Genomic DNA, 25862 nt, shown 5'->3' on the forward strand with positions numbered 1-25862 from the left:
TCCAAAGGAGAAATCATGATTCGCTTGCTGTACTTGCTGGTCAAGCCTCACGACATGTCACAGGAAACCTTTCGCGCGGAATGCTTGCGCCACTACGAGATGTCGCATGACGTGCCCGGGTTGCACAAGTACGAAGTCAGGCTCGTGGTGCAGCAGCCTACCGACACCCATGTGCCGTACTTCGATATCGGCCAGGTGGATGCCATTGGCGAATGCTGGTTCGAGAACGACGCGGCGTATGAGACCTATATGGCGTCGGACGTGCGCCGCGCGTGGTTCGAGCACGGCAAGACCTTTATCGGCCAGCTCAAACCGTTCCGCACTGAAACGGTTGGCGGCGATAGCCCCGAGGCCTGATCCACATATCCCAACATACCAGGAGACAACAACATGCTTTACTGCGTTCAGATGGACGTGAAGATTCCCGAAAGCATTCCCGCGGAGCGCGCGGAAGCCATCAAGGCCGCGGAGAAGGCGCGTGCCATCGAGATCCAGAAGGCCGGCAAATGGCCCCACCTGTGGCGCGTGGTCGGACGCTATTCGAACGTCAGCATCTTCGATGTCGAAAGCAATGACGAGCTACATGCATTGCTGTCGTCGCTGCCGCTGTTTCCGTTCATGACCATCCAGGTGACACCGCTCGCGCGACATCCGTCCGCCGTGCTGCCCGAGTGAATACGAGCAATCCCGTCGACCAAAGGTGAGGCCGACGGGACACTACTACTCGCAGGTCAGGTTACGCAGTCACGACGTTCACGGCCACATCGATATTGCCGCGCGTTGCCTTCGAGTACGGGCAGATCTGATCGGCGGCATGTGCAATCTCAAGGGCAACAGCGTGATCAACGCCGGGGACGTGAAGGTTGATCCTGGCCTGCAGGAAATATTCGCGTCCTGTCATGCCGAGGTCGACTTCGATATCGACTGCCGCGTTCGCGGGCAACGTCACCTTCTTTTCCTTCGCCACAATTCCGACCGCAGCGCTGTAACAGGCGGACCACGCTCCCGCAAACAGCTGCTCGGCGGTCGGGTGGGGCTGGACTGCCGCAAAGGAGTACTCCGGGGCCGAGGTGTTGCCCGGCGCCGTCAGCGTCAGGTTCAGGGTGCCCTCGTGTGCAGAAAAATTGCTGTCTGCGTTGCTGGCCGTCGTGTGGGTCTTGCCGGTGAACAGTACTTTGTCGATCTTGGTCATGGAGTCTTCTTCCTTGGTTAATTGCAGTTTTTAATACCGTACACGATTCAATCGTATGCGATTGAAAGAATGTTGGTACAGATCGACTGGAAGATCAAGGAAATTCTTCACGCCGTTCTCCAGGGCGCACGCGGGCTGGGCACAACTCTTCATTTAGGCGTCTACGATGAAGTCGTATGCGATGTATGATCTACAGCATCACTGGTTCTGTAGCGAGGGCGTGCAAGATGAAGTCGAACGAAAGTAGCGGTGCCACCGACCTCAAGTTGGCCGATTTCCTGTGCTTTGCGATCTACTCGGCGAATCTGGCGTTTGGCAAGGCGTACCGACCAATGCTCGAGAAGCTTGGTTTGACCTATACGCAGTACGTGACGCTGGTCGCGTTGTCGGAAGAAGACGGGCAGACCGTCGGCGGGTTGGGTGAGAAGTTGTTCCTCGAATCGAACACGCTCACACCCATCCTGAAGAAGCTGGAGGCGATGGGCTATGTGGAACGCCATCGGAACCCGGCCGATGAGCGCCAGGTGCGGGTGAGCTTGACGAAAGCGGGACGACGCCTGCGCGAGAAGTCCTTCGACATTGACCTGGTGGATGCCTGCGGTCTTACCAGCCAGGGATTCTCCAAGCTACAGAAGGAAATCGTGCTGTTGCGCAATAATCTTGTGGAGAATACGCAAGGCGAGGCGTAGCGGCGCTTCACCGGCCGAGTGCCTAGTCATCGCAACGATGGCTGGCGATCCCGTCGATCCCCGAAATTGGCGATCCGTTTTTGCTGTGCCGTTGTCTCCCGGCAGCGCAAGCGCATGCAGTCCATTGAGTGAATGTGAAGGGGTGCTTCTTACGGGGAGCACCGTTCACAGCCGCCTTCTTTCCATGTCCGTGTAAACCCGCATTGCCGCACCCTGGTGCGCCAACTAGGATTCGAACCGTTCAATGAAAGAGACACTGTCTCTATATAAGAGACGGACTATAACGGTGGTTGAGCAATGAGGGATCGGAAGATGGAACTACCAATTCAAGAGGCTCCGGGCATTGGCGTGGAGCGCGCCGCACGCTCGCGCATGTCCGAGCCGGTACTGCTGCTGGTGGCTGTGGGACTGTCGGTGTTCGGAGCAATGATCGGCATGCAACTGATCGTCTCGCTGGGCATATCGGCCAACACATCGATCATCGGGGCGCTGGTCGCCATGGTGTTCGCTCGGATCCCGCTGGAAGTCACGCGGCGTTTCCGGGTGCTGGAACGGCAGAACCTCGTGCAGACCGCCATCTCGTCTGCAACATTCGGCGCCGCCAACTCGCTGATGATTCCAATCGGCGTGCCTTACGCCATGGGTATGCCTGAACTGGCCACCCCGATGCTGATAGGCGCGATCGTGGCGATGTTCGTTGATGGCGCAATGTTGTACTTCCTGTTTGGTAGCAAGGTGTTCCCGGCGACCGGTGCATGGCCTTCGGGCGTTGCAACGGCCGAAGCCATCTGGGCTGGCGACCGCGGTGGCCGCAAGGCGGCATTCCTGGGGCTGGGGATTGCTTGCGGCGTGGCAGGTTCGTGGTTCGGCGTGCCGATGTCGGCGTTTGGCGCCGCGTTCCTGGGCAACCTTGCGGCACTGCTGATGTTCGGCATTGGTTTGCTGACGCGCGGCTATTCGATGCCGCTGTTCGGTCTCGATATCGCCAAGGCCTATATCCCGCACGGCCTCATGATCGGCGCCGGCGTGGTGGCCTTGTTCCAGGTTGCGCGCGAGGTGCACATGTCGCGCCGCGCCGCCTCGCATGCCGGTGAGGCAGGGCAGGGCGGCCGCGTCAGCCGCGTGCTGGGCGGGGGCTTCCTGGTCTACCTTGCCATCTCGCTGTTGATTTCGCTGCTGTCAGGCCATGCCGCCGAAATGTCGGTATGGATGCTTCTCGGTTTCGTGGTCTATGCAGCGTTCGCAGCCTATATCCACGAACTGATCGTTGGTATCGCCGCCATGCATTCGGGCTGGTTTCCTGCCTTCGCCGTGGCGCTGATCACGCTCACCATCGGCATCATGATCGGCTTCCCGCCCGGCGCACTGGCCGTGCTGGTGGGCTTCTCGGCCGCTACTGGGCCGGCCTTCGCCGATATGGGCTACGACCTCAAGACGGGCTACTTGCTACGCGGCGAAGGCAAGGACATGGCGCTCGAACTGGCCGGACGCCGCCAGCAGTTCCTGGCTGCCATGATCGGCTTCGCCGTGGCGGCGGTGGTGGTGGTGGTGTTCCACGGCAAGTTCTTCGCCGCCAACATGCTGCCCCCCGTTGATCGGGTGTATGCCGCGTCGATCCAGGCGGGCTCGTCGGCCGAGGTGGCGCGCAACCTTGCGCTGTGGGCGATTCCCGGCGCATTGCTGCAACTGGTGGGCGGCTCCCGGCGTCAATTGGGCATTCTGCTCGCTACCGGCATGCTGATCGCTTCGCCGTTGGCCGGGTGGGCGGTGCTGATCGGCCTGGCAATCCGCTTTGCCGTCGTCAAGCTACGCGGAGACCGCCATTCCGCCGAGATGTCAGCCTTTGCTGGTGGCGTCATTGCGGGCGATGCGCTGTTCAGCTTCGTCGGATCGATGATCAAGCTCAAGTAACGGAGCTCAAGTAACGCAGCTCAAGCAACGCGTCCCGCTTCAATCTTAAAGCCGCATTGCGGCGGAGGTCCCGCGCCATACGCGCGCGGGGCGTCCCCTCACTCATCCCTACGTCCCATGCAAATCGACACCATTCGGTCCGACACGCCGCTGACCGCCTCCACGATCTATCTGGACACTGCCGCAGCCTCGCTGCCACCCGACGCCGTGCTGGATGCCGTACGAAGCTACCTGCTGGACACTGGCCACGTTGGCATCTACCTGCCTGCATTCCGCAAGGAGACTTACGCACGTGTGGAAGCCGTACGAGCCGCCACGGCCCGCTTTCTCAATGCCGACGCGGACGAGATTGCGTTCACGAAGAATGCCAGCGAGGCCATCTCGCTGATTGCCCGTGGCATTGACTGGAAGGCCGGCGATGAGATCCTGGTGGCCGACACGGAGATGCTGAGCAACCTCCTGCCATGGCGCCGCCTTGAGGTCACGCATGGCGTCGTGATCAGGATGGTTCCGGCCAACGCCGAAGGCCTGTTGTCGCCCGAGGCGTTCGAAGCTGCGATCACCGGCCGCACCCGTCTGCTGACGTTCTCGCATCTGCCCAACTCCACGGGCGCAGTCCAGCCAGCCGTCGAGATCTGTGCCGTGGCACGTCGCCATGGTGTGATGTCCCTGGTGAATGCGTCCCAAAGCGTGGGCATGCTCGCAACCGATGTACGCGCGCTCGACTGTGACTTCCTGGCCAGTACTGGCCGCAAGGCGCTGCGTGCCACGGAAGGCACGGGCATGCTTTACGTACGCCGCAGCTTGATCGAATCCATCGAGCCCAGCCTGACCGGCTGGTGGAACGGCAGCTACAACCGCGAGACCGGCGCGCTGGGATTCGTACCGGGCGCGCGCCGCTTCGAAGCCGGCTGCCCGATCGTGCCGGCCATCCTGGGGCTTGGCGCCGCGCTGGAATATGCCGAAAAAATCGGCGTTACGGCGATCGAGACACGCGTGCGAGCCCTCACCGCGTATGCCTTGAAACGGCTGTCGCGCATTGCGGGTTTCGAACTTTACGGACCGTCTGACGTGCGCGACCGCATCGGCATCGTTCCGTTCAATATCCGCGGCGTGGACCCGGCCCGCATCGTCGCGGCACTCGAACAGCAGCAATGCATCATCGAAGCCGGCGGTTTCATGGCCGAGCCGATCCTGGCCCGTTATGGCGTGAGCACCATGGCGCGCGTCTCGCTTCACTACTTCAACACCGAGCAGGAACTGGACCGCGTGGCGGATCTGGTCGAAGCCTGCGTGCGGTGAGCCTTCTTCGTCCTATCCATTCGAGAAACATTATGACCCAACGCATCCTGTTGATGAGCAGCTCGCGCAAGGACCAACTTGGTTACCTGGAGCATGCCGAAACGCAAATCCACACGCTGCTGCGCAAGGAAGCGCGCAAGGTGCTGTTTGTGCCTTTCGCTGGCGTGACGTTCAGCTTTGATGCTTACGAGAACATCGTTCAGCCTGTGTTTGCCCGATATGGCTATGAACTGGTGTCGATCCACCATGCCGCCAACCCGCGCGCGGCAGTGGAGCAGGCTGATGCCATCGCGGTGGGAGGCGGCAACACGTTCGCGCTGCTCAAGCGCATGTACGAAGCCGGCATCGTCGACGCGATTCGCGCCAGGGTGCTGGCCGGCACGCCTTACGTAGGCTGGAGCGCGGGCAGCAACGTGGCGTGCCCGACCATCCGCACCACCAACGACATGCCGGTGGTCCAGCCACCCAGCCTGCGCGCGCTGGGGCTGGTGCCTTTCCAGATCAACCCGCATTTCATCCCCGGCAAGCCGGCAGGTCACAACGGAGAAAGCCGCGAAGAGCGGCTGGCCGAATTCATGCACATCAATCCGGGCGAGCATGTCTTTGCGCTGCCAGAAGGTTCGGCGCTGTACGTCGAGGGTACGAATGGCACGGTGCTGGGCGAGCGCGGCGCGCTCCACTTCCCGGGTTCGACCGAGGCATTGAACATTGCTGAAGGCGATGCCTTCCCGCTTTCTCGCGTGAGCGGCCCGGCCAATATGGACCAGTGGCCTGCCTTCGCCATCTGACCGGCGCACATTTCACCACTGCCCACCAAAGGATTCGTGACGCGCGCCCCCAGGGGAGACGGCGGCGCAGCGTTGCATTCGGAGACAACACAACATGAAGAAGATGAAACGGGTCGTTGCAGGCGCGGGTTTGTTAGGGCTGCCGATGCTGTGCGGCAGCGCTTACGCGCAGTCCAGTGGTGTCACGCTGCTCGGCGTGGTGGACTCCGCGGTTACGTACCAGAGCCATGCCAGTACCAATGGCAACAGCGTGATGGGATTGCAGCAAGGCGGCGAAGGATTCCTGTCGGGGAGCCGCTTTACCATCAAGGGCAACGAAGACCTGGGTAATGGGATGTCGGCGGGCTTCACGCTTGAGAACGGCTTCCTTGCCGACACGGGCAAGCTCGACCAGCAGGGCCAGTTGTTCGGGCGGCAGGCGTTTGTTCGGCTGACCAGCAACTCGCTGGGCGAGATCGCCCTGGGGCGGCAGTACACCACGGCCAACACCATGCTGTACTTTGTGGATCCGCTCGGGGTGGGCGCGGCGCCGTCGAATGCCTGGATGGTTTTCCTGACGGGCCAGCGCTACGACAACGCCATCACGTACTCGAAGGCCATGGGTCCGGTGTGGGTGATCGCCGAATACGCGTTTGGCGAGACCGCTGGCAATACGTCCGCAACCTCGTCCACCTCGTTCGGCGTGCAGTACCAGTCGGGTCCGGTCACGGCTGTGGGCGACTTCCAGCAGACTCGCGATGCCCAGTCGCGCGCCGCGCGCATCTATCTGGGCGGTGTGAAATGGAAGATTGGCAAGACCACGCTCTTCGGCAACTACATCCATAGCCAGCGCGACAGCAACTTCGATTCGTCGAAGGGTGGGACCGACACTGCCACGATCACGAGCATGACCACGGCCGCCACGCCGGGAAATCGCGCGGCATTCAACTCCCAGTTCGCCACACGCCGCCAGGACGATTTCTTCACGCTGGCCGCAACCTATGAACTGACGCCAGCGCTGTCGGTGATTGGCAGTTTCATGTACGACCGCACGCAGGCCGACGGCTTCAATGGGTCGCGCAAGACCGCCTATGCGGTGCTCGACTACAACTTCAGCAAGCGCACCGATGCCTATCTGGCGGCTGCCTACGACTGGGTCGGTGGCGACTGGAACGGCGTGTTTGCCAGCGATACAACCAACTGGGCGGGCGGCACTGGCCGCAAGCTCAATGGCCAGAGCAACCAGACCACGGTCATGGTCGGCCTGCGCCACAAATTCTGATGTCCTGATCTTCCGGAGTCACCACTATGTCCTTGAAACAGACCATTACCGCCTACGAATTGATTGACAGCGCCCGCGCCAATGGCGCGGCTGTCGAAGCGCTCTTCGCCCCATACCGTGAACAAGGTGTGACCGTGACGGTTACCACGGTCAGCCACGAGTTGCCTGAAGACACGTCGAAGACCAGCGATTTCGTGAAGATCCTGATCCCGGGCAGCCATGGTCGCCACGCCGGCGGTCAGGCGCGCACGCTGGGCGTGATCGGACGCAATGGCGCAGCCGGTGCCCGGCCGCATCGCATCGGCATGGTGTCTGATGCCGACGGGCCCGTAGCGGCCATCGCCGTAGCGCTGAAGCTGGCTGAAATGAAGGCCAATGGTGACGATCTGGGTGGCGACGTAGTGGTAACCACGCATATCTCTACCGACGTGTCGATGTCGAAGAATGACGGCATCGCCTTCATGGGCATGCCGGTGTCATCCGAGACCATGAACGAGTATGAGGTCACGCCCGAGATGGACGCGATCCTGTCGATCGATGCCTCGAAGGGCAACAGCATTATCAAGCAGCGCGGCTTCGCCATTACGCCCACGGCCATGCAGGGGTACGTGCTGCGCGTGGCGCCAGATCTGGTCAGCGTGATGCAGTCCACCACGGGCCGCCCGGCGGTGACGCTGCCGATCTCGATCCAGGACATCACACCCTACGATAACGGCCTCTATCACTTCAACAGCATCATGCAGCCGCATATCGCCACGTCGGCGCCAGTGGTGGGCGTGGCCATCACCGCCCAGTCGGTGGTGGGAGGCAGCGATTCCAGTGCCAGCCACGAGATCGACCTGGCCGAGGCGGCCCGCTTCTGCATCGAAGTTGCCAAACGCTTCACGACCACTGACGTGTATGGCCCGTGCGAGTTCTTCGATGCCACCGAATGGCAGCGCATCCAGGGCATGTATCCGGATCTGCGCGTGTTCCAGACCAGCGGAACGGCCAAGGCATCCCGCTAAGGATAGCCTGCCGAGTCGACTAGAATGTCGCCATTCTCGCGAGAAGTCGACTCGCGATTCGCCATTTTCCGGAACTACAAGTCATGACCCTTAAAACGCTAGATAGCGCCTTGGCTCTGCTGAGCTGCTTCACCGTGCAGCAGCCTGCATGGGGCGTCCGTGGATTGGCCAAGCACAGTGGCGTGCATCCAGCGGTGGTGCACCGCGTACTGGCGACGTTCGCGGAGAACGGCTTCCTGGTGCAAGACACGGAAAGCGGGAAATATTCGCTCGGACTGCGCCTGTTCGAACTGGGTCAAGTCGTGCGCAAGACGTTTTCGCCAGCGGAAGTGGTCCAGCCCATTCTGCGCACGCTTGCGGAGCAGAGCGGTGAGACGGTGTTCCTGTCGTGGCTCGATGGTGAAGAGGGACTATGTGTCGGGATCGAACAAAGTCTGCATCAGCTACGATTTTCCATCGAGCTCGGTCAACGGTTTCCGCTCTATGCGGGGGCTCATGCAAAAGCGATCCTGGCCTTCCAGAGTGAGGAGGTTTGCGCGCATGCCTATGCGCGCGGCCAGGCCGAAGATGCGGCGAACATGCCGGATGCGGACGCTTTCAAGGCCCGTCTCGACGAGGTCCGCGAGAAGGGCTATGCCTATACGCATGGCGAATCGTCCGCCAATGTTGCCGGCCTGGCGCTGCCATTGCGAAGCCGTGGCAGCACTGCGGTAATCGGTTCAATCTGTATCGCGGGTCTCGATACGAGACTGACGCCCGCCGCCGTCCCACAGCTGCTTGAGCCCTTGTCCAATGCAGTCCGCTTGCTCCGTGACGTAGTGGGATTCGCCGGGTGATGTTCCCGGTGCTGGAGGCAAGTGTCCCTGCTGGCGGCAATGCAGGTTGTACGGTCCATGGCTACGGCTGTTGTGCGCTTATCTCGGCGACGCTTTGCCTGAATCTGACGCAGACTGCGCTTTCCTCGCTCGCCGGATATGCCAGTGCGATGCCGATGGTGGCGTCCGGCGGCAAGTCTGAAATCGGTCGGAATACTACCCCCTTGCTCGCGTAACGGGCGTTGACCGACGGCACCAGCGCGACACCGAGTCCGCTGTCCACCAGGCCCAGCACTGTCTGCACCTGCACGGCCTCCTGTGCCACGTGCGGGCTGGCACCTGCACGGGCGAACAGATGCATCGACGCTGCCTGCAGGCCCCCGACGCGCGAGGGAGCGTAGCCGACTAGCGGATGAGCGGCCAGCTCCGGCAGGGTGACCGCTCTACGCTTCGCAAGCGGATGGCCGCTGGGCAGCGCGGCACAGAAGACATCAGTCTGAACCGGCTGGAACTGCACGTTCGCTGGCCGCGTGGTTGGCACCCGTACGAAGCCCGCGTCAAGCTCTTGGGTCTCCACCAGGGTCAGAACCTCGAGGTTGGTACCTTCGCGCAGTTCCAGACGTACCTGCGGGTGTTCTCGCGTGAACGCCTTGATCAGGCGCGGGAGCACGCCGAATGTCACGGAACCGATAAACCCGATACGCAGTCGCCCGGCCTTGCCGTTCGCCGTAGCCTGGGCCGCTGTGGCCACCGCCTCGGCGTTCAGCAGGCAGCGACGGGCTACCTGCAACGCGGCTTCGCCGGGCGCGGTCAGTCGGACGCCACGCGCGGTGCGCTCGAACAGCGGCACCTGTAGTTCTTCCTCGAGTTTGCGGATTGCCACTGACAGCGGGGGCTGCGCCATGTGCAAGCGCTCCGCGGCGCGGCTAAAGCTGCTGGTCTCGGCGACCGCAAGAAATTGTTTGAGCTGGCGCAAGTCCATCCATACATCCTGTGTATATGTGAATCCATCTAAAGTATTGGATTTAGTATAGGGCAGTAATTAGCATCAAAACCGGTACAGGCATCAAGAAGCCGACGCCGCGCAGGCAATGCGCGGCGCCATAAACCGGAGACATGCATGAAAAGCCCGAAATCGTGGCTGGCCGCCGCCGTTATCGCGGTAACGGCCGCACTCAATGCGGCCCTGCCCAGCCTGGCGCTGGCCGACACCTATCCTGCCAAGCCCGTGAAAATCGTTGTGCCATACCCACCGGGCGGCACCAACGACATCGTGGTGCGCCTGCTGGCGCAGAAACTTGGCGAACGCATGGGCCAGCCATTCGTGGTGGAGAACAAGCCGGGTGCCTCTGGCAACCTTGGCGCAGAGCAGGTGGGTCGCTCGACGCCGGACGGCTACACGCTATTGCTGGTCACCACCGGCCACACCATCCATCCGTCCATCTACAAGAACCTGCGCTATAGCATCAAGACCGATCTGGCACCGGTCATCGAGCTGACCAGCGGTCCGCTGCTGGTAATGGTGACGCCGTCGTCGCCATACCAGTCGGTGAAAGACGTCCTGGCGGCGGCACGCGCCAAGCCCGGCGCGATCAACTACGGCTCCGCAGGCAACGGCTCTTCCACCCATCTTGCCACCGAGTTGATGAGCTCCATGGCGGGCGTGAAGATGACTCACGTACCGTATAGCGGCAGTGCACCGGCGATGGCGGATGTGATGGCCGGCAATGCCCAACTGGTGATGGACCTGATGTTCTCCGCGCTGCCGCAGGTCAACGGCGGCAAACTGCGCGCCATTGCCATTACCGACGTCAAGCGCTCGGCTTTGCTGCCGGATGTGCCCACCGTGGCCGAGTCCGGCGTGCCGGGTTTCAATGTGCTGGCGTGGAATGGCCTGATGGCACCGGCAGGAACGCCCAGGCCCATCATCGACAAGCTTAACGCCGAGGTGCGCAGGGCGCTGGACAGTCAGGACCTGCGCGACCGATTGCGGGCACAGGGCTTCGAGCCTGCCGGCGGCACGCCGGAGCAGTTCGGTGCGCTTGTCAACGCCGAGATTGACCGCTGGGGCAAGGTGGTAAGGACCTCCGGCGCCAAGGTCGAATAAGCGCCAATCCCCCGTTTCTTTCGCTGTCATACGCAAACTGACTTCGTCATGTCCGACTTCAATCCACTCGTGCGCCTGCTACGCCCGCGCTCCGTCGCCGTGATCGGCGCATCCGACGATCCATTGCGCATCGGCGGTCGACCTATCGACTACATGCTTGGCCAGTCATACCAAGGCCGGCTGATGCCGGTGAATCCCAGGCGCGAGACTATCCAGGGCCTGCCGGCTTACGCCAGCGTGGCGGATCTGCCCGAGGCGCCTGATGTGGCGATCATCGCAGTGGCGGCTCCGCTTGCCACGGAAGTGGTGAGCCAACTGGCCAGGCGTGGTACGGCTGCGGCGATCATTTTTTCGGCTGGCTTCGCCGAGGCGGGCGAAGAGGGTGCGGCGATGCAGCGGGGCATGGTAAGCGCCGCGCGCCAACACGGCCTGCGGCTACTTGGACCGAACTCGCTTGGCGTGATCAACCCGGGATTGGGTTTTTATGGCAGTTTCACGTCGGTGGTGGAAACGGGCTTTCCGGTGGCGGGGCGTGTGGGTATCGCCAGCCAGTCGGGTGCCTATGGCAGCCACATACTAGGTCTGGCGCGCGATGCAGGCATTGGCGTATCGGCGTGCGTGATGAGTGGCAATGAGTCTGACATCAGCCTGGGGGACATTGTCCAGGCCATGGTGGACGACGACTCCACCGATGTGATTGCGGTCTACTCCGAAGGCATTCGCGACGGTGAGCGCCTGCTGCGTGCGCTGGAGGCTGCGCGCAGGGCTCGCAAGCCGGTGGTGATGATGAAGGTGGGCACCAGCGCGGTGGGTAGCGCGGCGGCGCAGTCGCACACGGCATCGCTGGCTGGCGACGATGCGGTCACCGATGCCGTACTGGCCGAGTACGGCGTGGTGCGGGCACGCTCCACCGAGCATATGCTGGACGTTGCACGATTGGCAACGCGGGGCGTTTTCCCGGTTGGCAATACGCTGGGCGTGATCACCGTCAGCGGCGGCGCGGGTGTCATCATCTCCGATGCTGCCGAGGTTGCCGGACTGCCGATGCCGGAGATGCCCGAGGCCACGCAGCGCCGGCTGAAGGAAATGCTGCCGTTCGCCGCGCCGCGCAATCCCGTTGACTGCACCGCGCAATTCCTCAACGACATGACTATCGCCGGCCGCTTTACGGAGGCGGTGGTGGAAGAGGGCGGATATCAGTCGGTATTGGGGTTCTTCACCTATACCGGCGGTGCGGCCTCCATCGCGCCCCGGCTGCGAGAACAGCTCAAAGCCGTACGCGACAAGCATCCGGACCGGCTCTATGTGCTGTCCGTACTGGCCGCGCCCGAGCGCGTTCGCGAGTATGAAGCCGACGGCTTTACGGTGTTCGCCGACCCGACCCGCGCGGTGGTAGCCATCGAGGCCATGGGGCGGTTCGGAGACGCCTTTGCCCGCGCGCCGGGGCAACCCGCCCCCGAAGTGCGAACGGTAACCTTGCCTGACTCAACGCCAAGCGAGGCCGAAGCCAAGCAAGTGCTGGCGCAGGCCGGCATTGCGGTGGCGCCCGAGCACAGTTGCGCGACGGCCGACGTTGCAGTCGAAGCCGCGGAGTCGCTCGGCTTCCCGGTGGTAATGAAGATCCTGTCGCCAGACATTTTGCACAAGTCCGAGATCGGCGGCGTGCTGCTAGATGTAGGCAATGAACAGGGCGTGCGGGAAGGCTTCGATCTGTTGATGTCGCGGGCCAGGCAAGCCGCACCCGCGGCGCGGCTCGAAGGTGTGCTGGTGGCCCGGCAACTGTCTGGCGGCGTGGAATGCATCCTCGGCATCCAGCGCGATCCGGTGTTCGGTCCGATGGCCATGTTCGGCCTGGGCGGCATCTTCGTGGAAGTGATGGGGGACGTCGTGCTACGGCGCTGCCCTTTCGGCGAGGACGTGGCCGAACAGATGATCCGTTCCATCAAGGGTGCGCCGCTTTTGCTCGGTGCACGCGGCAAGCCCCCAGCTGACATTGGCGCATTGGCAGCCATGCTCTCGCGTTTGTCGGTATTCGCCCATCAGGCGGGTCCGCGACTGCAGTCAATCGACCTGAACCCGGTGTTCGCGATGCCCGAGGGACACGGCGCGTTTGCTGCCGATGCGGTCATCGAGGTTGCCGGGCATTGCGAATGATCCGCGAGCAAGCAACGCCGCACGCGCGGATGGTGCGCTCCAGTATTTGCTGAGGCCGGGAACAGACGTCGGCTCAGCCTTACCACTCAGGAAACAACAACATGGATCTGCAGATAAAGGACCGCGTGGCCATCGTCACCGGCTCGGCCCGTGGCCTGGGCGCTGCCACGGCGCGTCGACTGGCCGAGGAGGGCGTCAAGGTGGTGATCACCGACATCCTGCGCGAGCAAGCCGAGGAAACCGCTGCCCAGCTTCGTACCGATGGCCTGGAGGCGCATTGCATCATCGCTGACATTACCAAGGCCGCCGAGGTCCAGCGTCTGGTGGACGAGACCGTGGCGCACTTTGGCGGCGTACACATCCTCGTCAACAACGCCGGTTTCCCGCGCGACAGGTACCTGGTCAAGATGAGCGAGGAAGACTGGGACCTCGTCATGGAGGTGATGCTCAAGGGCGCCTTCCTCACCTGCAAGGCGGTGATGCCGAGGTTTATCGAGCAAGGCTGGGGCCGTGTCATCAACATCAGCTCGCGCGCCTATCTCGGTAATCCCACCCAGGCGAACTACTCGGCGGCCAAGGCTGGCCTGATCGGCATGGCCAAGGCATTGGCCATCGAGCAAGGCCGTTATGGCATCACCGTCAACTGCGTGGCGCCGGGCTTCATGGAAACCGAGATGGTACAGGCGCTGCCCACCTACGAAGCCATCAGGGAACGGGCCGTGCAGATGCAACCAATCAAGCGCGTGGGCCAACCCACCGACATTGGTGACGCGGTGGCCTTCCTGGCGTCCGAGCGCGCCAGCTTTATCACTGGCGAGGTGCTGCACGTGACTGGCGGACGCTTCGGCTAAACCGTGCGAGCACCGCCGCCAACAGAGAGGACGAAGCGATGACCGAGATCACCGAAGGCCCCGTGCGCTGTACCGTGCGCGAGGGCGTGGCCACACTGACGCTGGACAACCCGCCGCTGAACGTGGTGTTCCGGGGTATGACGGAGGCGCTGGACCGCGCGCTGGATGCGCTCGATGCCGACGCCTCGGTACGCGCGGTAATGTTGACGGGGGCAGGAGCACGCGCATTCTGTGCCGGCTCCGACATCGCCGAGTTCCGTTCGCTGATGGCGCCGGGCCGGATCGTACCCGGCAAGCTTGCTCTGCAGCACCGCGTGTTTGGCCGGCTGGATGATTTTCCCAAGCCCACGGTCGCAGCGGTCCACGGGTTGGCCTTCGGCGGTGGTCTTGAAATCGCGGCGTGCTGCGACCTGATCGTGGCGGCCCGGAACGCGCGCTTCGCGCTGCCGGAAATCAAGCTGGGCGTTTTTCCCGGTAGCGGCGGCCCGGTGCGTGTGACGCGCCGCGTGGGAGAGGGGCGCGCCAAGGAGTTGATGTTCCTGGGCGAACCCATCGATGCCGCCACCGCGCTGGCCTGGGGGCTGGTGAATCGACTGGCTCCAGCCGGCGAGGCGTTACCGGCAGCACTGGCGCTGGCCGCCACCCTGGCGCAGCGACCACCGTTGGCGTTGCGGCTGTGCAAGCAGGCCATCGACCTGAGTTTCGATACCACCGAGGACGAAGCCATGCGGCTGGCGCTGCCGCTGTCTGACCGTGCCTTCAGTTCGGCGGAAGCGCAGGAAGGCGTGCGCGCATTCTTCGCCAAGGAAACCCCGCGCTTCGGCAATGCCGGGACGCAAACCGATAGCAAGCAAAAGGACCTCTCATGAAACGAGCCGCAATCGTCTCCCCACTGCGCACGCCTATCGGCGCCTTCGGCGGCAGCCTGCGCAGCGTGGCTGTGGAAGAGCTCGGCGCGACCGTGGCGCGCGCCGTGGTCGAGCGCACGGGACTCGATCCGGCCCGTATCGAGGACGTGATATTTGCCCACTCCTATGCCAACGGTGAAGTGCCCTGCACCGGACGTTGGGTGGCGTTGCAAGCCGGCTTTCCCGTCGAGGTGGCCGGCATGCAGTTGGATCGCCGCTGTGGCAGCGGCCTGCAGGCCATCATTACCGCTGCCATGATGGTGCAGACTGGTGCGGCCGATGTGGTGATGGCTGGCGGCGTGGAGAGCATGAGCAATGTCGAGTACTACACCACCGACATGCGCTGGGGCAAGCGTGCCGGCACGGTGAAGTTTCATGATCGCCTGGAGCGTGGTCGCGAACGCTCGCAGCCCGAAGCACGCTTCGGACGCATCAGCGGCATGATCGAAACTGCGGAGAACCTGGCTCGCGACTATGGCATCAGCCGCGAGGAAGCGGATGCCTTTGCGCTACGCAGCCACCAGCGCGCCGCAGCCGCATGGTCCAGCGGAAAGTTCGCCGAGGAAGTGGTTTCGGTGATGGTGCCTCAGAAGAAAGGCGATGCGCTGATCGTGGATCGTGACGAAGGCATCCGTGCCGATCTTTCGCTGGAACAGCTTGCCAGGCTCAAGCCAATCATGGAGGACGGTATCGTCACCGCCGGAAATGCATGTCAGCAGAACGATGCCGCCGCAGCCTGCCTGATCGTGGCCGAGGACAAGCTGGAAGAACTGGGACTTACCCCCATCGGCTACCTGCATAGCTGGGCCGCGGCTGGCTGCGAGCCTTCGCACATGGGCATTGGCCCGGTACCCGCTGTCAAAAAACTGTTCGGCAAGAATGGCTTGTCTTTCGACGATATGGGTCTGGTCGAGCTCAACGAAGCATTTGCATGCCAGGCTTTGGCCTGTGCCAAGGGCTGGGGCTGGAACGACCCGGATCGCTTCAATGTGAATGGCTCCGGCATCTCGCTGGGACACCCGGTTGGGGCAACCGGCGTGCGCATCATGACCTCACTGCTGCACGAGTTGACCCGGCGTCAGCAGCGCTATGGCCTGGAGACGATGTGCATCGGCGGCGGACAGGGCATCGCGGCAGTGTTTGAACGAGCCTGACAACATGACTTACCCTCACTTGAACCGGCTCCGCGTCATCGAAAGCTCCGCCTTTATCGCGGCACCACTCGCGGGTTTGACGCTGGCGCAGTTCGGCGCGGACGTGATCCGCGTGGACATGATCGGTGGCGGCATCGACTATGCGCGTATGCCGCGGATGCCTCATGCTGAAGGAAGGGGGCGCAGCTTGTACTGGACTGCCCTCAACAAGGGCAAACGCTCGATCGCCATTGACCTGCGCAAGCCTGAAGGCCAGGAGTTGATCCAGTCGCTGGCTACAGCACCGGGCTCCGATTCCGGCGTACTGCTCACCAATATCGGCACACCGTGGTTGACACACGATGTGCTGGCCGCGCGGCGCGCTGACATGATCAGTTGCACCATCCAGGGCAATGGGGATGGGAGCACCGCAGTTGACTACACGGTCAATTGCGCGACAGGGTTCCCTGCCATAACAGGAGGAGGCTCGGCGCAGCGCCCGGTGAACCATGTCATGCCCGCATGGGACATCGCGTGTGCCTACCAGGCAGCGTTCGCCATTGTGGCCGCGATCGACCATCGGCGTCGCACGGGTGCCGGGTCAGAGCTCAAGCTTGCGCTGTCCGACATGGCCTTTTCGATGCTGTCGCACCTGGGCGTATTGACGGAAGCCGAGGTACTGCGGCAGGAGCGACCCTCCATCGGCAACCATCTTTACGGAGCATTCGGTCGCGACTTCGGCACGGCCGACGGCGGCCGCATCATGGTCGCGGCGATCTCGGCCGGGCAATGGAAAGCATTGGTGTCGTGCTGCGGCATCGAAGAGTCGCTCTGCGTCTTGCAACAGCGGCTTGGACTCGATTTTCGCGACGAGGCGCAGCGCTTTGAAGCGCGCGATGCGATCGCCGCGCTGGTCGAGCCATGGTTTGCCGCGCGTACGCAGGCGGACGCAGAAGCCGCGCTCGGCCAGCACAAAGTCTGCTGGGGCCGCTATGGCACCGTCAGCGAACTGTTGTCAAAAGACCCGCGCGTGAGCCTGGCCAACCCGGTGTTCGAACGAATCGCCACCCCGGGCGTCGGCGAGCACCTGGCCGCCGGGGCAGCGGTACGCGTCTTCGGGATGGATCGTGAGGCCACCCCGGCCGCGGCACTGCTCGGCACGCATACCGACGAGATATTGAGCGGTGTGCTGGGACTGGAGAGTGCCGCCATTGGTCGCCTGCATGATGCAGGCGTCGTGGCTGGTCCGGAAAGCGACCCGACCTCGATGGGGTAACTGCTGCATGCAGAATGCGCAGGGGAAGGGCCGCGTCGACAAACAGTCGCTTCATCGCGGCCCCGGAGTACTTAGAAGCTGTGAACGATGCCGGCACCTACCGTCGTGATGATGTTACCGTGCAGATTCGAGTTGGGGTCTTCACGGTCAAAGAAGATGTACGGGGCCGTGCGCTTGCTCAGGCTATAACGATAGCCGGCCTGGATTTTCTTTAGCGTACCCTGGCGGTCGCTCTGAACCTGTCGCTCCATGTAGTTGATCATGATCTTGTGCGGCCCCTGTTGCGTACTTGCTCCTGCGAGCCAGTAGAGCACGTTCCCACGGGTGGTTGTGCCAGGCGCATAGCGATCACGGCCAACAATGCCGTAGACGCTGTACTGGTCGTTGTACGTATAGGCGGCGCCGGTCTGAACCTTGTCACGGAAGTTATTTGAAGCAAGGCCGCCGGTACGGCTGTCGCGCGAGTACCCTACGCCGAGCGTGATGTTCTTGGAGGCATAGTCAAGCGCAACGTCATAAGCGCGGATATCGTCTTCCGACTGGATTGGCGAGGTCGTGCTCGACACCGCAGGGTCGGGCCCCGCCAGGTTCATTCGGGCCTTCATCGAGAGCCCGCCGAATTCAGGGGATCGGTAACCAACAGCATTCGATACGCGGTTGCGACCGTTCAGGACTTTCGTGCCAATTGCGGTGGTACCGGCGTCGTGAATGACGTAGTCGACGATCCCGCTGTTTTGGGTATAGATTGGCGAGCCGCTAATGGCACCCGAGTCAAGGCGACCCAGCGCCAATGCGCCAAACGTCTTGCTAATCATGCCGACATACGAGTTCCGCAGGTCAGGGCTCGTCCCCAATCCGCTGTCGGCGTTGAATCCATATTCAATCCCGAACGCTGCCGAAAGCTCGCTGTTGAGCGTTTCCGTTCCACGCATCCCCCAACGCGATGCGTTGTCGACCATCTGCGCGACAGACTTTCCACCGGCGCGCTGGTACTCAACGTCAGTGTCGATCTTTCCATAGATAAGGACGCTGTCGGCGCCCACCGCGGCAAATGACATCCCGGCCAATGCCGTGGAGACGATGAAACGGCTCCCATTTCTGAGCAACAAGGTGATTTCTCCTTAAGGGTACTTCGGGGTGAGTAGCTGGCAGTCATTGCCGCCAGCTTTTTGGACTGGAGACCTTCGTTTTGGCGGTTTTGGACAAAACGAGTCCCTTTCCCGTCTGCGCGGGAATCTGGCTTTGATTGGAAAGGAGTGGCAGGGCGCGAGGCCCTGCTGGATTAAGCTACGCTTGGCGTCAGGGCCGCCGACACGATGGACCGCAGTCCTTCAAGCCGGAGTCTTAGCGTGTTGGCACCGCGTTGCAGCGTGACTCGTGCGGCTGGATCTTCCGACGGATTGGCGAACGCAGCCTTGATGATGGGAAGAATCGGGAAAGCTACTGCCGGGTCGTGGTTGTAGACGTCGCCGACACCATTGCCCAGCCGGACAATTTCCCGCCCCAGGCTGCGGAATGCCGACGCCGCTGCCGCCGAGCCTTGGAGGCTGGCATACATCGCTTCGATTCCTGCGCGTACCTCGTGGAAGAGCTGCGTGTGAATACCGAAGTCCACCGAGGACTTGGCTGCAGACTTGCATTCCTCGAATCTGCCGATGATGTCGGCGAATGGGCGCCGATAGTCGAGTACGGTTCCGTCTGCGTTTGCGATCCGTGCGGCGAGCAGCGTGTAAAGGCGGGTATCGTTCTCCAGAATGATCCGATCCGCAACTTCGAGGGTGTCTGCTTCGGTGTGCCAGGTCGGACTTCCACCGTTGCCACCCACTGAGTACCAACCGCGCCGCTGGCGCTCCTCGGGCGGCACCATCGAGCTGGCCAGCAGCGCGCCACTTACCCCGAGGTTGTTGAACGAGTAGTCGCCGCCTCGCGAGGGACGCTCCAGCTCGCACTCCTGGTCGAAAAGGTCTCTCACGACTGTTGCAACTACATCCTGTGCCTCTGCCATGCCTCGGATGCTCCCATAGTACGTCGCATCCTTCGAGCCCGGGGAATCGCAATTCAAATGCACGATGCAATCATGATGGAGTTCGTGCGCGAAGGCGTCGGCATACCAGGTGCTGCCCGCATATCGACCTGCCGAGTGGCCGGGCCACCAGAGGATGCGAACGTCATGCTTTGGCGGGCATGCCTTCAGTGCCCTGGCCGCCTCCAGCAGGACCGCATTGCCGGTTGCGTTGTCGCCAACACCGACGTCCCAGGAGTCGTAGTGGCCGTGCATCAGCACAAAACGCCCATCGGATTCTCGGCCCCGGATTCTGACTTCCGGAATCGGTTGCCGGAACCAGCCGCTGAGGGATTCCACTTCGATACGTACGCTGTCCCCGGCTTCGGCAGCGGCAATCAAGGCCGGGCCGTCAGGGTTGGCGACTGAAAGGGACGGAATCTTTGGCAAACGGTCCAGGTCGTCTAGCGTTGGCGAGCCCCATACGGTGGAACTGGCGCCCCAGTGGACATGCTCGCCAGGATTGATGGCGATAACGGCAAGCGCGCCAAGATTCTCCAGTAGTTCACTGCGGCCTGGATTCGACAATCCGTTAGTCAGTACGACCTTGCCTCTGACCTTCTCGCGCAGCGACTCGGTCGTATAGTGCTTGCCGAACAGGACTGCAGGGTCATTGGTGTGTACGCGCTGGACCGCATGCCTGGCTGGCAGATGAATCAGCCTGGCCTCAAATGCAGGGGTCGTTGGCGAGCCGGCCATCGCCTTGGACCGGAAGGACTTCCCGCCAACTGTCAGCGAGACGTTCACCGGCAGAACGAGATGAATTTCAGGGTCATGCACATGCGGGTCCAGGCCCGCTTCGCGTAGCTTGGCGAGGAGAATCTCCGCCCCTTTGCGAACTTCATCCGGATGCTCGCGGCGGGTTCGGGAAAACTCCTCGACCAGACTCCATCCAATTGCGGTGCTTACTGAACTCATCAGTTGGCGCTCTTCCGGTACGGAGAGATTTGCAAACGTTGCTTCCATTTTCAACACCTCTTAGCCGTTAGAAACACCAAGCTTCTTGACATACGGAACCCAGCGCGCGTATTCGTCGCGAACATACTTGTCGGTCGCGGCGCGAGAGTAGCCAATCATCGGGATGGTGCCTTCCTTCTCAAGGGTGGCGCGAACTGCGGGTGTAGAAACGGCCTTCTCTACCGCGTCATGCAGTTGGTCCAGGATCGCCGGCGGAGTCTTTGCGGGGGCGAAGATGCAGTTCCACGAGTAGACGTCGAAGTTCGGCAGTCCGGCTTCCGCCATGGTCGGTACCTCGGGCATGGCTTTCAATCGTGAAGGTGCCACGGCTGCAATGGCAATCAGCTTCCCTTCGCGAACATAGCCCTGCACGACACTTGGCGAGGCAACTGCCATCGAGACCGTACCCGCGAGCAGGTCGATGAGTGCTTGAGACGTACCCTTGTACGGGACGTGCGTTGCTTGCGTGCCCGTGCGCTGCAGGAACATGTGCAGAGCAATGTGGGCAGATGTGCCGTTGCCTGCGGAGCCATAGTTGTACTTGTTCGGATTGGCCTTGAGCAGCGCAATCAAGCCTTTGAGGTCCTTTACGCCCAGCGACGGTGGCACGACAAGAACGATGGGAATCATCGCCGTCAGGGCAACGGGCACGAGGTCCGTGAGTGGGTTGTGGCCCAGGCGGTCCGTCATTCCAGCGTTCAGCGCATACGTTGACAGCGAGCCAGCTAGCAATGTGTAGCCATCGGCGTCGGATTTGGCGACAAAGGTTGAGCCGATGTTGCCACCGGCGCCGGGGCGGTTGTCCACCACGACCGAAGTCTTGAGTATGCCGTTCAGTTGTTGGGCGACGATGCGGGTGACCAGGTCCGTGACTCCACCCGCAGAGAACGGGGCCACGAGCCGAATAGGGCGATCCGGATACTGCGCTGCGCGAGCAATGCCTGAAACCGCTTGCAAGGCAGGCAGGCTGCTAGCTGCGAGGGCAGCTTTGAGAATGGTGCGGCGAGTTGCTTTCAAGGTGGACTCCGATTTATAGCTGGGCGCGGACGTAGGCAGAGAGTTCGTCAATCACACTTGAAAGCGTCGTCTGCAGCGAAGAAAAATTGTCGTTCTTCTCGAACTTCTTCTCATTCATATATAGCGAACGATTGACCTCGATCTGAATGCTGTGACGATTGATGGCAGGGTCCGAATACGCATCGATGAGGTGGGCGCCCTTGTATGGGTCGTTGATGCCGACGGAAAAGCCTCGAACCTTGAGAAGGTCTGCAACCGTGTGCAGGAAGTCGGACGAAGATGTTTTGCCGTCGTTGTTGCTTATGACGAAGTCGACGCGTCTCGCTCCATTGTCCGCATTCATGGCGTTGCCGACGGACTTCATGGAATGGCAATTCAAGTGCCAGACCGCCGAGTGTGCTCGATGGGCGGCGTCCAGATGGTGCCTGAGTTCACGGTGGTAGGGGTCGTAGAAGTCCTGCAGCCAGTTCTGCACGGTCAGGACCGGGAGGGCAGCCTCATGTACGGAAACGCCTGGCAATGCATAGCGTCGAAGCACGCCCATGCCGACTCGCGATTTTTGCGTCGGATGTGCCTGGAGTGGCCAGGTGCCTTGAATCATCCCGACATCAATGTCGTCGCGGGCACGATTGACGTCAATTAGCCAGCGCGGGAATCGTGCAGAAATCAGTGTCGCGCCTGCGGAGGGGGCGTGACCGAACAACTCGTCAACGAAGGCGTCCCAGCTTGTGAGAAGGGCGGCTTCCGGGGCAGCAACGCGGACGCCCATCGGAGGGTTTCGCCAACTATGTGGTGAATCGAATACCAAGGCCGGATGCGGCACGAACGGAACCGTCACGTCGCACGCGGTTGAGGAAAAAGCGATGGTCATGTGGATGCCTTTACACATTTTGCGATCCTGTATGGCGCATAAATTGGCGCCAATCGTGGTAACGAAAATGTAGCATATAAATCCGGAGGAGGAAGGGTGGCGTACGCGCATACGGCCTATGGAAAACCCTTAGGCGTCTTAGGCGTCTGTTCATTCAGAAAGGTGGGGCGGTGCTGGAAGGGGGAGCGGGAAGGGGTAGCCGGAAGGCTGAACATCACCGGTCCGGAGAGCGCGGAAACGTGCGGCCTCTCAGACGTGATTAAATGTCGACTGACAAAGGTAAAGAGGCGCGCTCCAGGAGTCGCACCCCACACCTTCCTGGCACAACATGACTGAGCACGACAATCACTTCCGCACGCTGGTCCTTCGCGCGTACGACACCAGTTGCGCCGTGACTGGTACTCGCGTGGAACCAGTGCTGGAACCTGCCCGTATCCTTGGGGAATCCGGGGCCTTGGACCGCTCGTTAAGCAATTACATACTGTTGCGGTCTGACGTGAGACGGCTCTTTCAGCTTCACCTTATCTCCGTGGATACGACATTTCGTATCGGCGTGGCAATGGCCTTGCGCTGGACCGTTTATTGGCAGTACCAGGCAAAATTTCTACAAGTTCTTCCTGATAAGGTGGAAGAAAGGCCAGCGTCCGCACTACTGAAGCTGCATTACGACATTTTCCTGGAGCAGGAGGACGCTCGGCACTGAAGCCGCGCAATGCCTGCCCATGCGGCGTCATGCAAGGTGTGCGGACGCGTGCAGCACCATGTGTGTGGCAGGTACTGGAGAGTAGTACGGGCCTTGGGGGCCCTACGTTGAGCGCTAGTTGAGTGGCTGATTCCTGACCACGCGCCCATCCTTCATGACAAAAGAGACGCGCTGGAGCGCACGCACGTCCAACATGGGATTTCCATCGACTGCGATGATGTCGGCCAAAGACCCGGCAGCTACCGTTCCAAGCGAACCTTGCATTCCCAAGGCTTCGGCCGCTACCGATGTCGCTTGTTTTATGGTATCCATCGGGGGCTGCCCTGCAACTTCGACGCGGTAGATCAGCTCTCGGGCCATCTGGCCATGAGCGCCCGCAGTGGAATCAGTGCCAAACACAATCTTCAGGTCCTTGTGCTGAATTGCCCTTCGGTACATCGCAAGCTTGCTTGCAATGCTGGCCTGCGTGATCTTGAAAGCGTCTTCCGAGTAGTTGCTGGCACCGAGAAATTTGTCCTTGTTCTCCAGATAGTTGAAGGAAACCAGTGCAATCTCGGGTTCGAAGAAGACGCCGTGCTTTGCCATCAGGTCGAACTCTTCGTCGCCAATGGCACTACCATGGGCGATGGCCGAACAGCCGCCCTTGACCGCTGCCCTGACTGACGACGCGCTGTGGGCATGAACCCAACTGCGCTTCCCAAGTGCCTTGGCTTCGCCGCATGCAGCTGCAATCTGCTCGTCTGTCATGGTTTGCGTGCCATGTTCCCTGATGCTCTTCGAGGCGAACAGTTTGATGACGTCGGCCCCCCGGCCTACGATTTCCCTGACCTTGGCGCGTATCTGTTCCGGTGTTCCCGTCTTCTCATTGATGAGCTCGACGGAGGTGAACACACGTGGTCCGGGGATAGTTCCGCGCGCGATCGCTGCGCGGAGGATCAAGTCAGATGGTGAGCCAACCGAGGGCGAAGTCAGACCCTGTACTGTTGTGAATCCAGCCATGAGGTCCCGATAGAGATTCTCGTATGCGTAGAACTCGCGTTCGCCTGCAGGCTCAAGGGGAAGCGCGATCCGTCCCTCGTTGTTGAAGTGAGAGTCGATATGAACGTGGGTGTCGATGAGGCCAGGCATGACCGTCAGCGCGGAGAAGTCGTATGTCGGCTTGCGACCATCGGCTGGTGAAACGGAAGTGATCCTGTTGCCCTGGACTTCAATCAGGACATTGTCCTGCATACCTCCACTCCCATCGATAAGATGGCCAGCACGAATCAGAATGCGATTCTGATCTTCTGCTGCATGAGTGGCATACACGGGAATCAGCGCCAGCGCAGTAAGCAGCAGTGTACGAGCGCACTTCGAGAATGAGCCTTGCATGGTATTAGCCTAAATGGAGGGACCTCCCGCCAGCGAGAGGTCTGGGGGTTCTGCCGGGCGTTACGAAGCGAGCCGGCGTACGAGTCGATACAGGAATTCCCGGCTATCGTGAAGCTCACGGATACCCACGTGCTCGTTCAATCCGTGGACGCCAGTGTTTGATGGGTCGACAAACAGGCCGCTGATCCCATACATCGGGATGCCGGCCGCCCGGAAGCGTCGGCTATCGGTAGTCGAAACACCCATCGTCGGGACAAGTGGAACGCCCGGCCACATACTTTGGCTGATCGAGCTGGCCGCCGACAGCAGTTCTTCATTCAGAGGGGAGCCAGGGGATGGCTCATCCTGGCGGACTGCCTTCACGGTTACCTTAGGGCCGGCAACCAGCTTGAGCGCAGCCTCGACGTCAGCGTGCTTCGCACCTGGCAATAGTCGGCAGTTGATCGTTGCCTTTGCGCTCTGCGGCAGTGCGTTGGGCGCGTGGCCGCCTTGAATCATGGTTGCAACACAGGTGGTGCGAAGCATCCCCACGATGTTGGGTTTTGTCGAAAGGCGGTCAACTACGTCTTCAGACGGTTTCCCATCTGCGACGGCGAGGTAGTCCTTCTTGTCTGAGTCGCTCTGAAGTGGGGCGCTGGTCTTGAAGTAAGCACGAGTCTCGGGACTCAGAACAACAGGAAAGCCGAAGGCGCGCAGTCGGCCGAGTGCCTCAGAAAGGTCGTAGATCGTGTTCGCTTGCGTTGGTCTCGCACTATGGCCCCCAGGCCCCGTGGCTTCGAATTCGTACTGTGCGAAGGTCTTTTCTGCTAGTTGAACGACATTTACGTAGGGCTTGCCATCCTTGTATTCGCCTCTGCCACCTTCGTTCAAGCCAAATTCGGCAGATACGAGTTCCGGCTTGTTCTTGATTAGCCAGGCCGCACCGTTCGATGGTGAGCCGCCACGTTCTTCATCTGCAGTCAATGCAATAATCACATCGCGATTCGGACGGAAGCCTTCACGTTTGAACTGGGCCAGGATGGAGATAAAGGCAGCGGCCATTGCCTTGTCGTCAATCGCACCGCGCGCGAAATACTGGCCGTCGCGGACTTCAATCTTGAACGGGTCCGACTTCCAATCTTCGCGTTTGGCCTCGACTACGTCTATATGGGCGAGTAGTAGAAGCGGTTTTTTCTCTCCGCTTCCCCGAAGACGAGCCACCATATTTCCCTTTTTCGGGAACGGTGCGATTACCTGTACTTCATCTGACCCGAACCCGGCGGCAAGCAGTTTGTCGCGCATCGCATTCGATGCTTGTGTGGTGTCACCCTTGGAATGGGAAGTGTCAATCTCGACGAGCTGCCTGTAGATCTCGTCGAAGGCGGGATTTGCATACTCACCTGCACCTTGGGCATGGGCTCCACTCGCAGCGCCCAGCATCGTGACAAGTGCGAGTGCGCGTAAGGATTGCGTCATGAGCATGTTCCTGTTGGGTTGCAGTAAGGGGC

The 25862-nt window shown here is 61.4% G+C and carries 24 protein-coding genes; 16 read left to right on the forward strand and 8 right to left on the reverse strand.

All coding sequences use genetic code 11. The features are described from left to right. Positions 1-15: 15 nt before the first annotated feature. Together mmlI and catC are read left to right on the forward strand one after the other, a co-directional pair. On the forward strand, positions 16-357 hold the full coding sequence (mmlI, locus tag ACO550_RS18295) for a 4-carboxymethyl-4-methylbutenolide mutase MmlI (protein WP_315594511.1): 342 nt from the start codon (positions 16-18) through the stop codon (positions 355-357). Between the two features lie 33 nt (positions 358-390). Continuing rightward, on the forward strand, positions 391-675 hold the full coding sequence (catC, locus tag ACO550_RS18300) for a muconolactone Delta-isomerase (RefSeq protein WP_315594510.1): 285 nt from the start codon (positions 391-393) through the stop codon (positions 673-675). A gap of 61 nt (positions 676-736) precedes the next feature. On the opposite strand, the gene ACO550_RS18305 is transcribed toward catC, so the two are convergent. Further along, positions 737-1192: an Ohr family peroxiredoxin gene (locus tag ACO550_RS18305; protein ID WP_315594509.1), complete on the reverse strand. Its 456-nt coding sequence runs from the start codon at positions 1190-1192 to the stop codon at positions 737-739. A 227-nt stretch (positions 1193-1419) separates the two neighbouring features. Here ACO550_RS18305 and ACO550_RS18310 point away from each other — a divergent pair, with 227 nt between their 5' ends. The 7 genes from ACO550_RS18310 (at position 1420) to ACO550_RS18340 (ending at position 8986) form a co-directional block, all read left to right on the forward strand. Then, positions 1420-1881, forward strand: a complete 462-nt coding sequence (locus tag ACO550_RS18310) for a MarR family transcriptional regulator (protein ID WP_315594508.1) — start codon at positions 1420-1422, stop codon at positions 1879-1881. A gap of 312 nt (positions 1882-2193) precedes the next feature. Continuing rightward, on the forward strand, positions 2194-3792 hold the full coding sequence (locus tag ACO550_RS18315) for an OPT/YSL family transporter (protein ID WP_485994922.1): 1599 nt from the start codon (positions 2194-2196) through the stop codon (positions 3790-3792). 117 nt (positions 3793-3909) lie between these two features. Then, on the forward strand, positions 3910-5094 hold the full coding sequence (locus tag ACO550_RS18320) for an aminotransferase class V-fold PLP-dependent enzyme (protein WP_315594507.1): 1185 nt from the start codon (positions 3910-3912) through the stop codon (positions 5092-5094). 32 nt (positions 5095-5126) lie between these two features. Further along, entirely contained in the window at positions 5127-5882 is a 756-nt protein-coding gene (gene pepE / locus ACO550_RS18325; RefSeq protein WP_315594506.1) for a dipeptidase PepE, read from the forward strand. A gap of 103 nt (positions 5883-5985) precedes the next feature. After that, positions 5986-7143 carry a porin gene (locus ACO550_RS18330; protein WP_315594572.1) on the forward strand — a complete coding sequence of 386 codons (1158 nt, stop codon included), beginning with the start codon at positions 5986-5988 and terminating at the stop codon, positions 7141-7143. Between the two features lie 26 nt (positions 7144-7169). Continuing rightward, positions 7170-8150, forward strand: coding sequence for a DUF1177 family protein (locus ACO550_RS18335; protein ID WP_315594505.1), 981 nt, complete (start codon positions 7170-7172; stop codon positions 8148-8150). Positions 8151-8233: 83 nt separating this feature from the next. Continuing rightward, a complete protein-coding gene (locus ACO550_RS18340) occupies positions 8234-8986 on the forward strand; it encodes an IclR family transcriptional regulator domain-containing protein (protein ID WP_315594504.1) in 753 nt (250 codons plus the stop codon). A gap of 61 nt (positions 8987-9047) precedes the next feature. Here the strand turns inward: ACO550_RS18340 and ACO550_RS18345 are convergent, their stop codons facing one another. Continuing rightward, positions 9048-9947: a LysR substrate-binding domain-containing protein gene (locus ACO550_RS18345; protein ID WP_315594503.1), complete on the reverse strand. Its 900-nt coding sequence runs from the start codon at positions 9945-9947 to the stop codon at positions 9048-9050. A gap of 138 nt (positions 9948-10085) precedes the next feature. Between ACO550_RS18345 and ACO550_RS18350 the strand changes: the two genes are divergently transcribed. The 6 genes from ACO550_RS18350 to ACO550_RS18375 all read left to right on the forward strand — a co-directional run bounded on the left by ACO550_RS18350 (position 10086) and on the right by ACO550_RS18375 (position 17394). After that, on the forward strand, positions 10086-11072 hold the full coding sequence (locus tag ACO550_RS18350) for a tripartite tricarboxylate transporter substrate-binding protein (RefSeq protein ID WP_315594502.1): 987 nt from the start codon (positions 10086-10088) through the stop codon (positions 11070-11072). Positions 11073-11120: 48 nt separating this feature from the next. Then, complete coding sequence (locus tag ACO550_RS18355) at positions 11121-13226, forward strand: acetate--CoA ligase family protein (protein ID WP_315594501.1); 2106 nt, start codon at positions 11121-11123, stop codon at positions 13224-13226. Positions 13227-13327: 101 nt separating this feature from the next. Continuing rightward, positions 13328-14077: a 3-oxoacyl-ACP reductase FabG gene (locus ACO550_RS18360; RefSeq protein WP_315594500.1), complete on the forward strand. Its 750-nt coding sequence runs from the start codon at positions 13328-13330 to the stop codon at positions 14075-14077. A 38-nt stretch (positions 14078-14115) separates the two neighbouring features. Next, positions 14116-14946 carry an enoyl-CoA hydratase/isomerase family protein gene (locus ACO550_RS18365; RefSeq protein ID WP_315594499.1) on the forward strand — a complete coding sequence of 277 codons (831 nt, stop codon included), beginning with the start codon at positions 14116-14118 and terminating at the stop codon, positions 14944-14946. Further along, a complete protein-coding gene (locus ACO550_RS18370; protein WP_315594498.1) occupies positions 14943-16139 on the forward strand; it encodes an acetyl-CoA C-acetyltransferase in 1197 nt (398 codons plus the stop codon). The genes ACO550_RS18365 and ACO550_RS18370 overlap by 4 nt, the downstream gene beginning before the upstream one ends. Before the next feature lie 4 nt (positions 16140-16143). Then, entirely contained in the window at positions 16144-17394 is a 1251-nt protein-coding gene (locus ACO550_RS18375) for a CoA transferase (protein WP_315594497.1), read from the forward strand. A 71-nt stretch (positions 17395-17465) separates the two neighbouring features. On the opposite strand, the gene ACO550_RS18380 is transcribed toward ACO550_RS18375, so the two are convergent. The 4 genes from ACO550_RS18380 to ACO550_RS18395 form a co-directional block, all read right to left on the reverse strand. Continuing rightward, positions 17466-18503, reverse strand: a complete 1038-nt coding sequence (locus ACO550_RS18380; protein WP_485994923.1) for a porin — start codon at positions 18501-18503, stop codon at positions 17466-17468. Positions 18504-18676: 173 nt separating this feature from the next. Then, a complete protein-coding gene (locus ACO550_RS18385; protein ID WP_315594496.1) occupies positions 18677-20422 on the reverse strand; it encodes a M28 family metallopeptidase in 1746 nt (581 codons plus the stop codon). Between the two features lie 12 nt (positions 20423-20434). After that, positions 20435-21430, reverse strand: coding sequence for a tripartite tricarboxylate transporter substrate-binding protein (locus tag ACO550_RS18390; RefSeq protein ID WP_315594495.1), 996 nt, complete (start codon positions 21428-21430; stop codon positions 20435-20437). 13 nt (positions 21431-21443) lie between these two features. Beyond that, positions 21444-22301, reverse strand: coding sequence for an N-formylglutamate amidohydrolase (locus ACO550_RS18395; protein WP_315594494.1), 858 nt, complete (start codon positions 22299-22301; stop codon positions 21444-21446). 328 nt (positions 22302-22629) lie between these two features. Between ACO550_RS18395 and ACO550_RS18400 the strand changes: the two genes are divergently transcribed. Beyond that, positions 22630-23004, forward strand: coding sequence for a hypothetical protein (locus ACO550_RS18400; RefSeq protein WP_315594493.1), 375 nt, complete (start codon positions 22630-22632; stop codon positions 23002-23004). Positions 23005-23118: 114 nt separating this feature from the next. Here the strand turns inward: ACO550_RS18400 and ACO550_RS18405 are convergent, their stop codons facing one another. Together ACO550_RS18405 and ACO550_RS18410 are read right to left on the reverse strand one after the other, a co-directional pair. Further along, positions 23119-24375, reverse strand: a complete 1257-nt coding sequence (locus ACO550_RS18405; RefSeq protein ID WP_315594492.1) for an amidohydrolase family protein — start codon at positions 24373-24375, stop codon at positions 23119-23121. Between the two features lie 60 nt (positions 24376-24435). Beyond that, positions 24436-25830: a M20/M25/M40 family metallo-hydrolase gene (locus ACO550_RS18410; RefSeq protein ID WP_315594491.1), complete on the reverse strand. Its 1395-nt coding sequence runs from the start codon at positions 25828-25830 to the stop codon at positions 24436-24438. Between the last annotated feature and the right edge of the window lie 32 nt (positions 25831-25862).

The sequence above is a fragment of the Cupriavidus sp. genome (assembly GCF_057315035.1).

Bases quoted from the DNA above. Each gene is read 5' to 3' on its own strand.
- mmlI (WP_315594511.1), top strand. From the start codon at position 16: ATGATTCGCTTGCTGTACTTGCTGGTCAAGCCTCACGACATGTCACAG.
- catC (WP_315594510.1), top strand. From the start codon at position 391: ATGCTTTACTGCGTTCAGATGGACGTGAAGATTCCCGAAAGCATTCCC.
- ACO550_RS18305 (WP_315594509.1), bottom strand. From the start codon at position 1,192: ATGACCAAGATCGACAAAGTACTGTTCACCGGCAAGACCCACACGACG.
- ACO550_RS18310 (WP_315594508.1), top strand. From the start codon at position 1,420: ATGAAGTCGAACGAAAGTAGCGGTGCCACCGACCTCAAGTTGGCCGAT.
- ACO550_RS18315 (WP_485994922.1), top strand. From the start codon at position 2,194: ATGGAACTACCAATTCAAGAGGCTCCGGGCATTGGCGTGGAGCGCGCC.
- ACO550_RS18320 (WP_315594507.1), top strand. From the start codon at position 3,910: ATGCAAATCGACACCATTCGGTCCGACACGCCGCTGACCGCCTCCACG.
- pepE (WP_315594506.1), top strand. From the start codon at position 5,127: ATGACCCAACGCATCCTGTTGATGAGCAGCTCGCGCAAGGACCAACTT.
- ACO550_RS18330 (WP_315594572.1), top strand. From the start codon at position 5,986: ATGAAACGGGTCGTTGCAGGCGCGGGTTTGTTAGGGCTGCCGATGCTG.
- ACO550_RS18335 (WP_315594505.1), top strand. From the start codon at position 7,170: ATGTCCTTGAAACAGACCATTACCGCCTACGAATTGATTGACAGCGCC.
- ACO550_RS18340 (WP_315594504.1), top strand. From the start codon at position 8,234: ATGACCCTTAAAACGCTAGATAGCGCCTTGGCTCTGCTGAGCTGCTTC.
- ACO550_RS18345 (WP_315594503.1), bottom strand. From the start codon at position 9,947: ATGGACTTGCGCCAGCTCAAACAATTTCTTGCGGTCGCCGAGACCAGC.
- ACO550_RS18350 (WP_315594502.1), top strand. From the start codon at position 10,086: ATGAAAAGCCCGAAATCGTGGCTGGCCGCCGCCGTTATCGCGGTAACG.
- ACO550_RS18355 (WP_315594501.1), top strand. From the start codon at position 11,121: ATGTCCGACTTCAATCCACTCGTGCGCCTGCTACGCCCGCGCTCCGTC.
- ACO550_RS18360 (WP_315594500.1), top strand. From the start codon at position 13,328: ATGGATCTGCAGATAAAGGACCGCGTGGCCATCGTCACCGGCTCGGCC.
- ACO550_RS18365 (WP_315594499.1), top strand. From the start codon at position 14,116: ATGACCGAGATCACCGAAGGCCCCGTGCGCTGTACCGTGCGCGAGGGC.
- ACO550_RS18370 (WP_315594498.1), top strand. From the start codon at position 14,943: ATGAAACGAGCCGCAATCGTCTCCCCACTGCGCACGCCTATCGGCGCC.
- ACO550_RS18375 (WP_315594497.1), top strand. From the start codon at position 16,144: ATGACTTACCCTCACTTGAACCGGCTCCGCGTCATCGAAAGCTCCGCC.
- ACO550_RS18385 (WP_315594496.1), bottom strand. From the start codon at position 20,422: ATGGAAGCAACGTTTGCAAATCTCTCCGTACCGGAAGAGCGCCAACTG.
- ACO550_RS18395 (WP_315594494.1), bottom strand. From the start codon at position 22,301: ATGACCATCGCTTTTTCCTCAACCGCGTGCGACGTGACGGTTCCGTTC.
- ACO550_RS18400 (WP_315594493.1), top strand. From the start codon at position 22,630: ATGACTGAGCACGACAATCACTTCCGCACGCTGGTCCTTCGCGCGTAC.
- ACO550_RS18405 (WP_315594492.1), bottom strand. From the start codon at position 24,375: ATGCAAGGCTCATTCTCGAAGTGCGCTCGTACACTGCTGCTTACTGCG.
- ACO550_RS18410 (WP_315594491.1), bottom strand. From the start codon at position 25,830: ATGACGCAATCCTTACGCGCACTCGCACTTGTCACGATGCTGGGCGCT.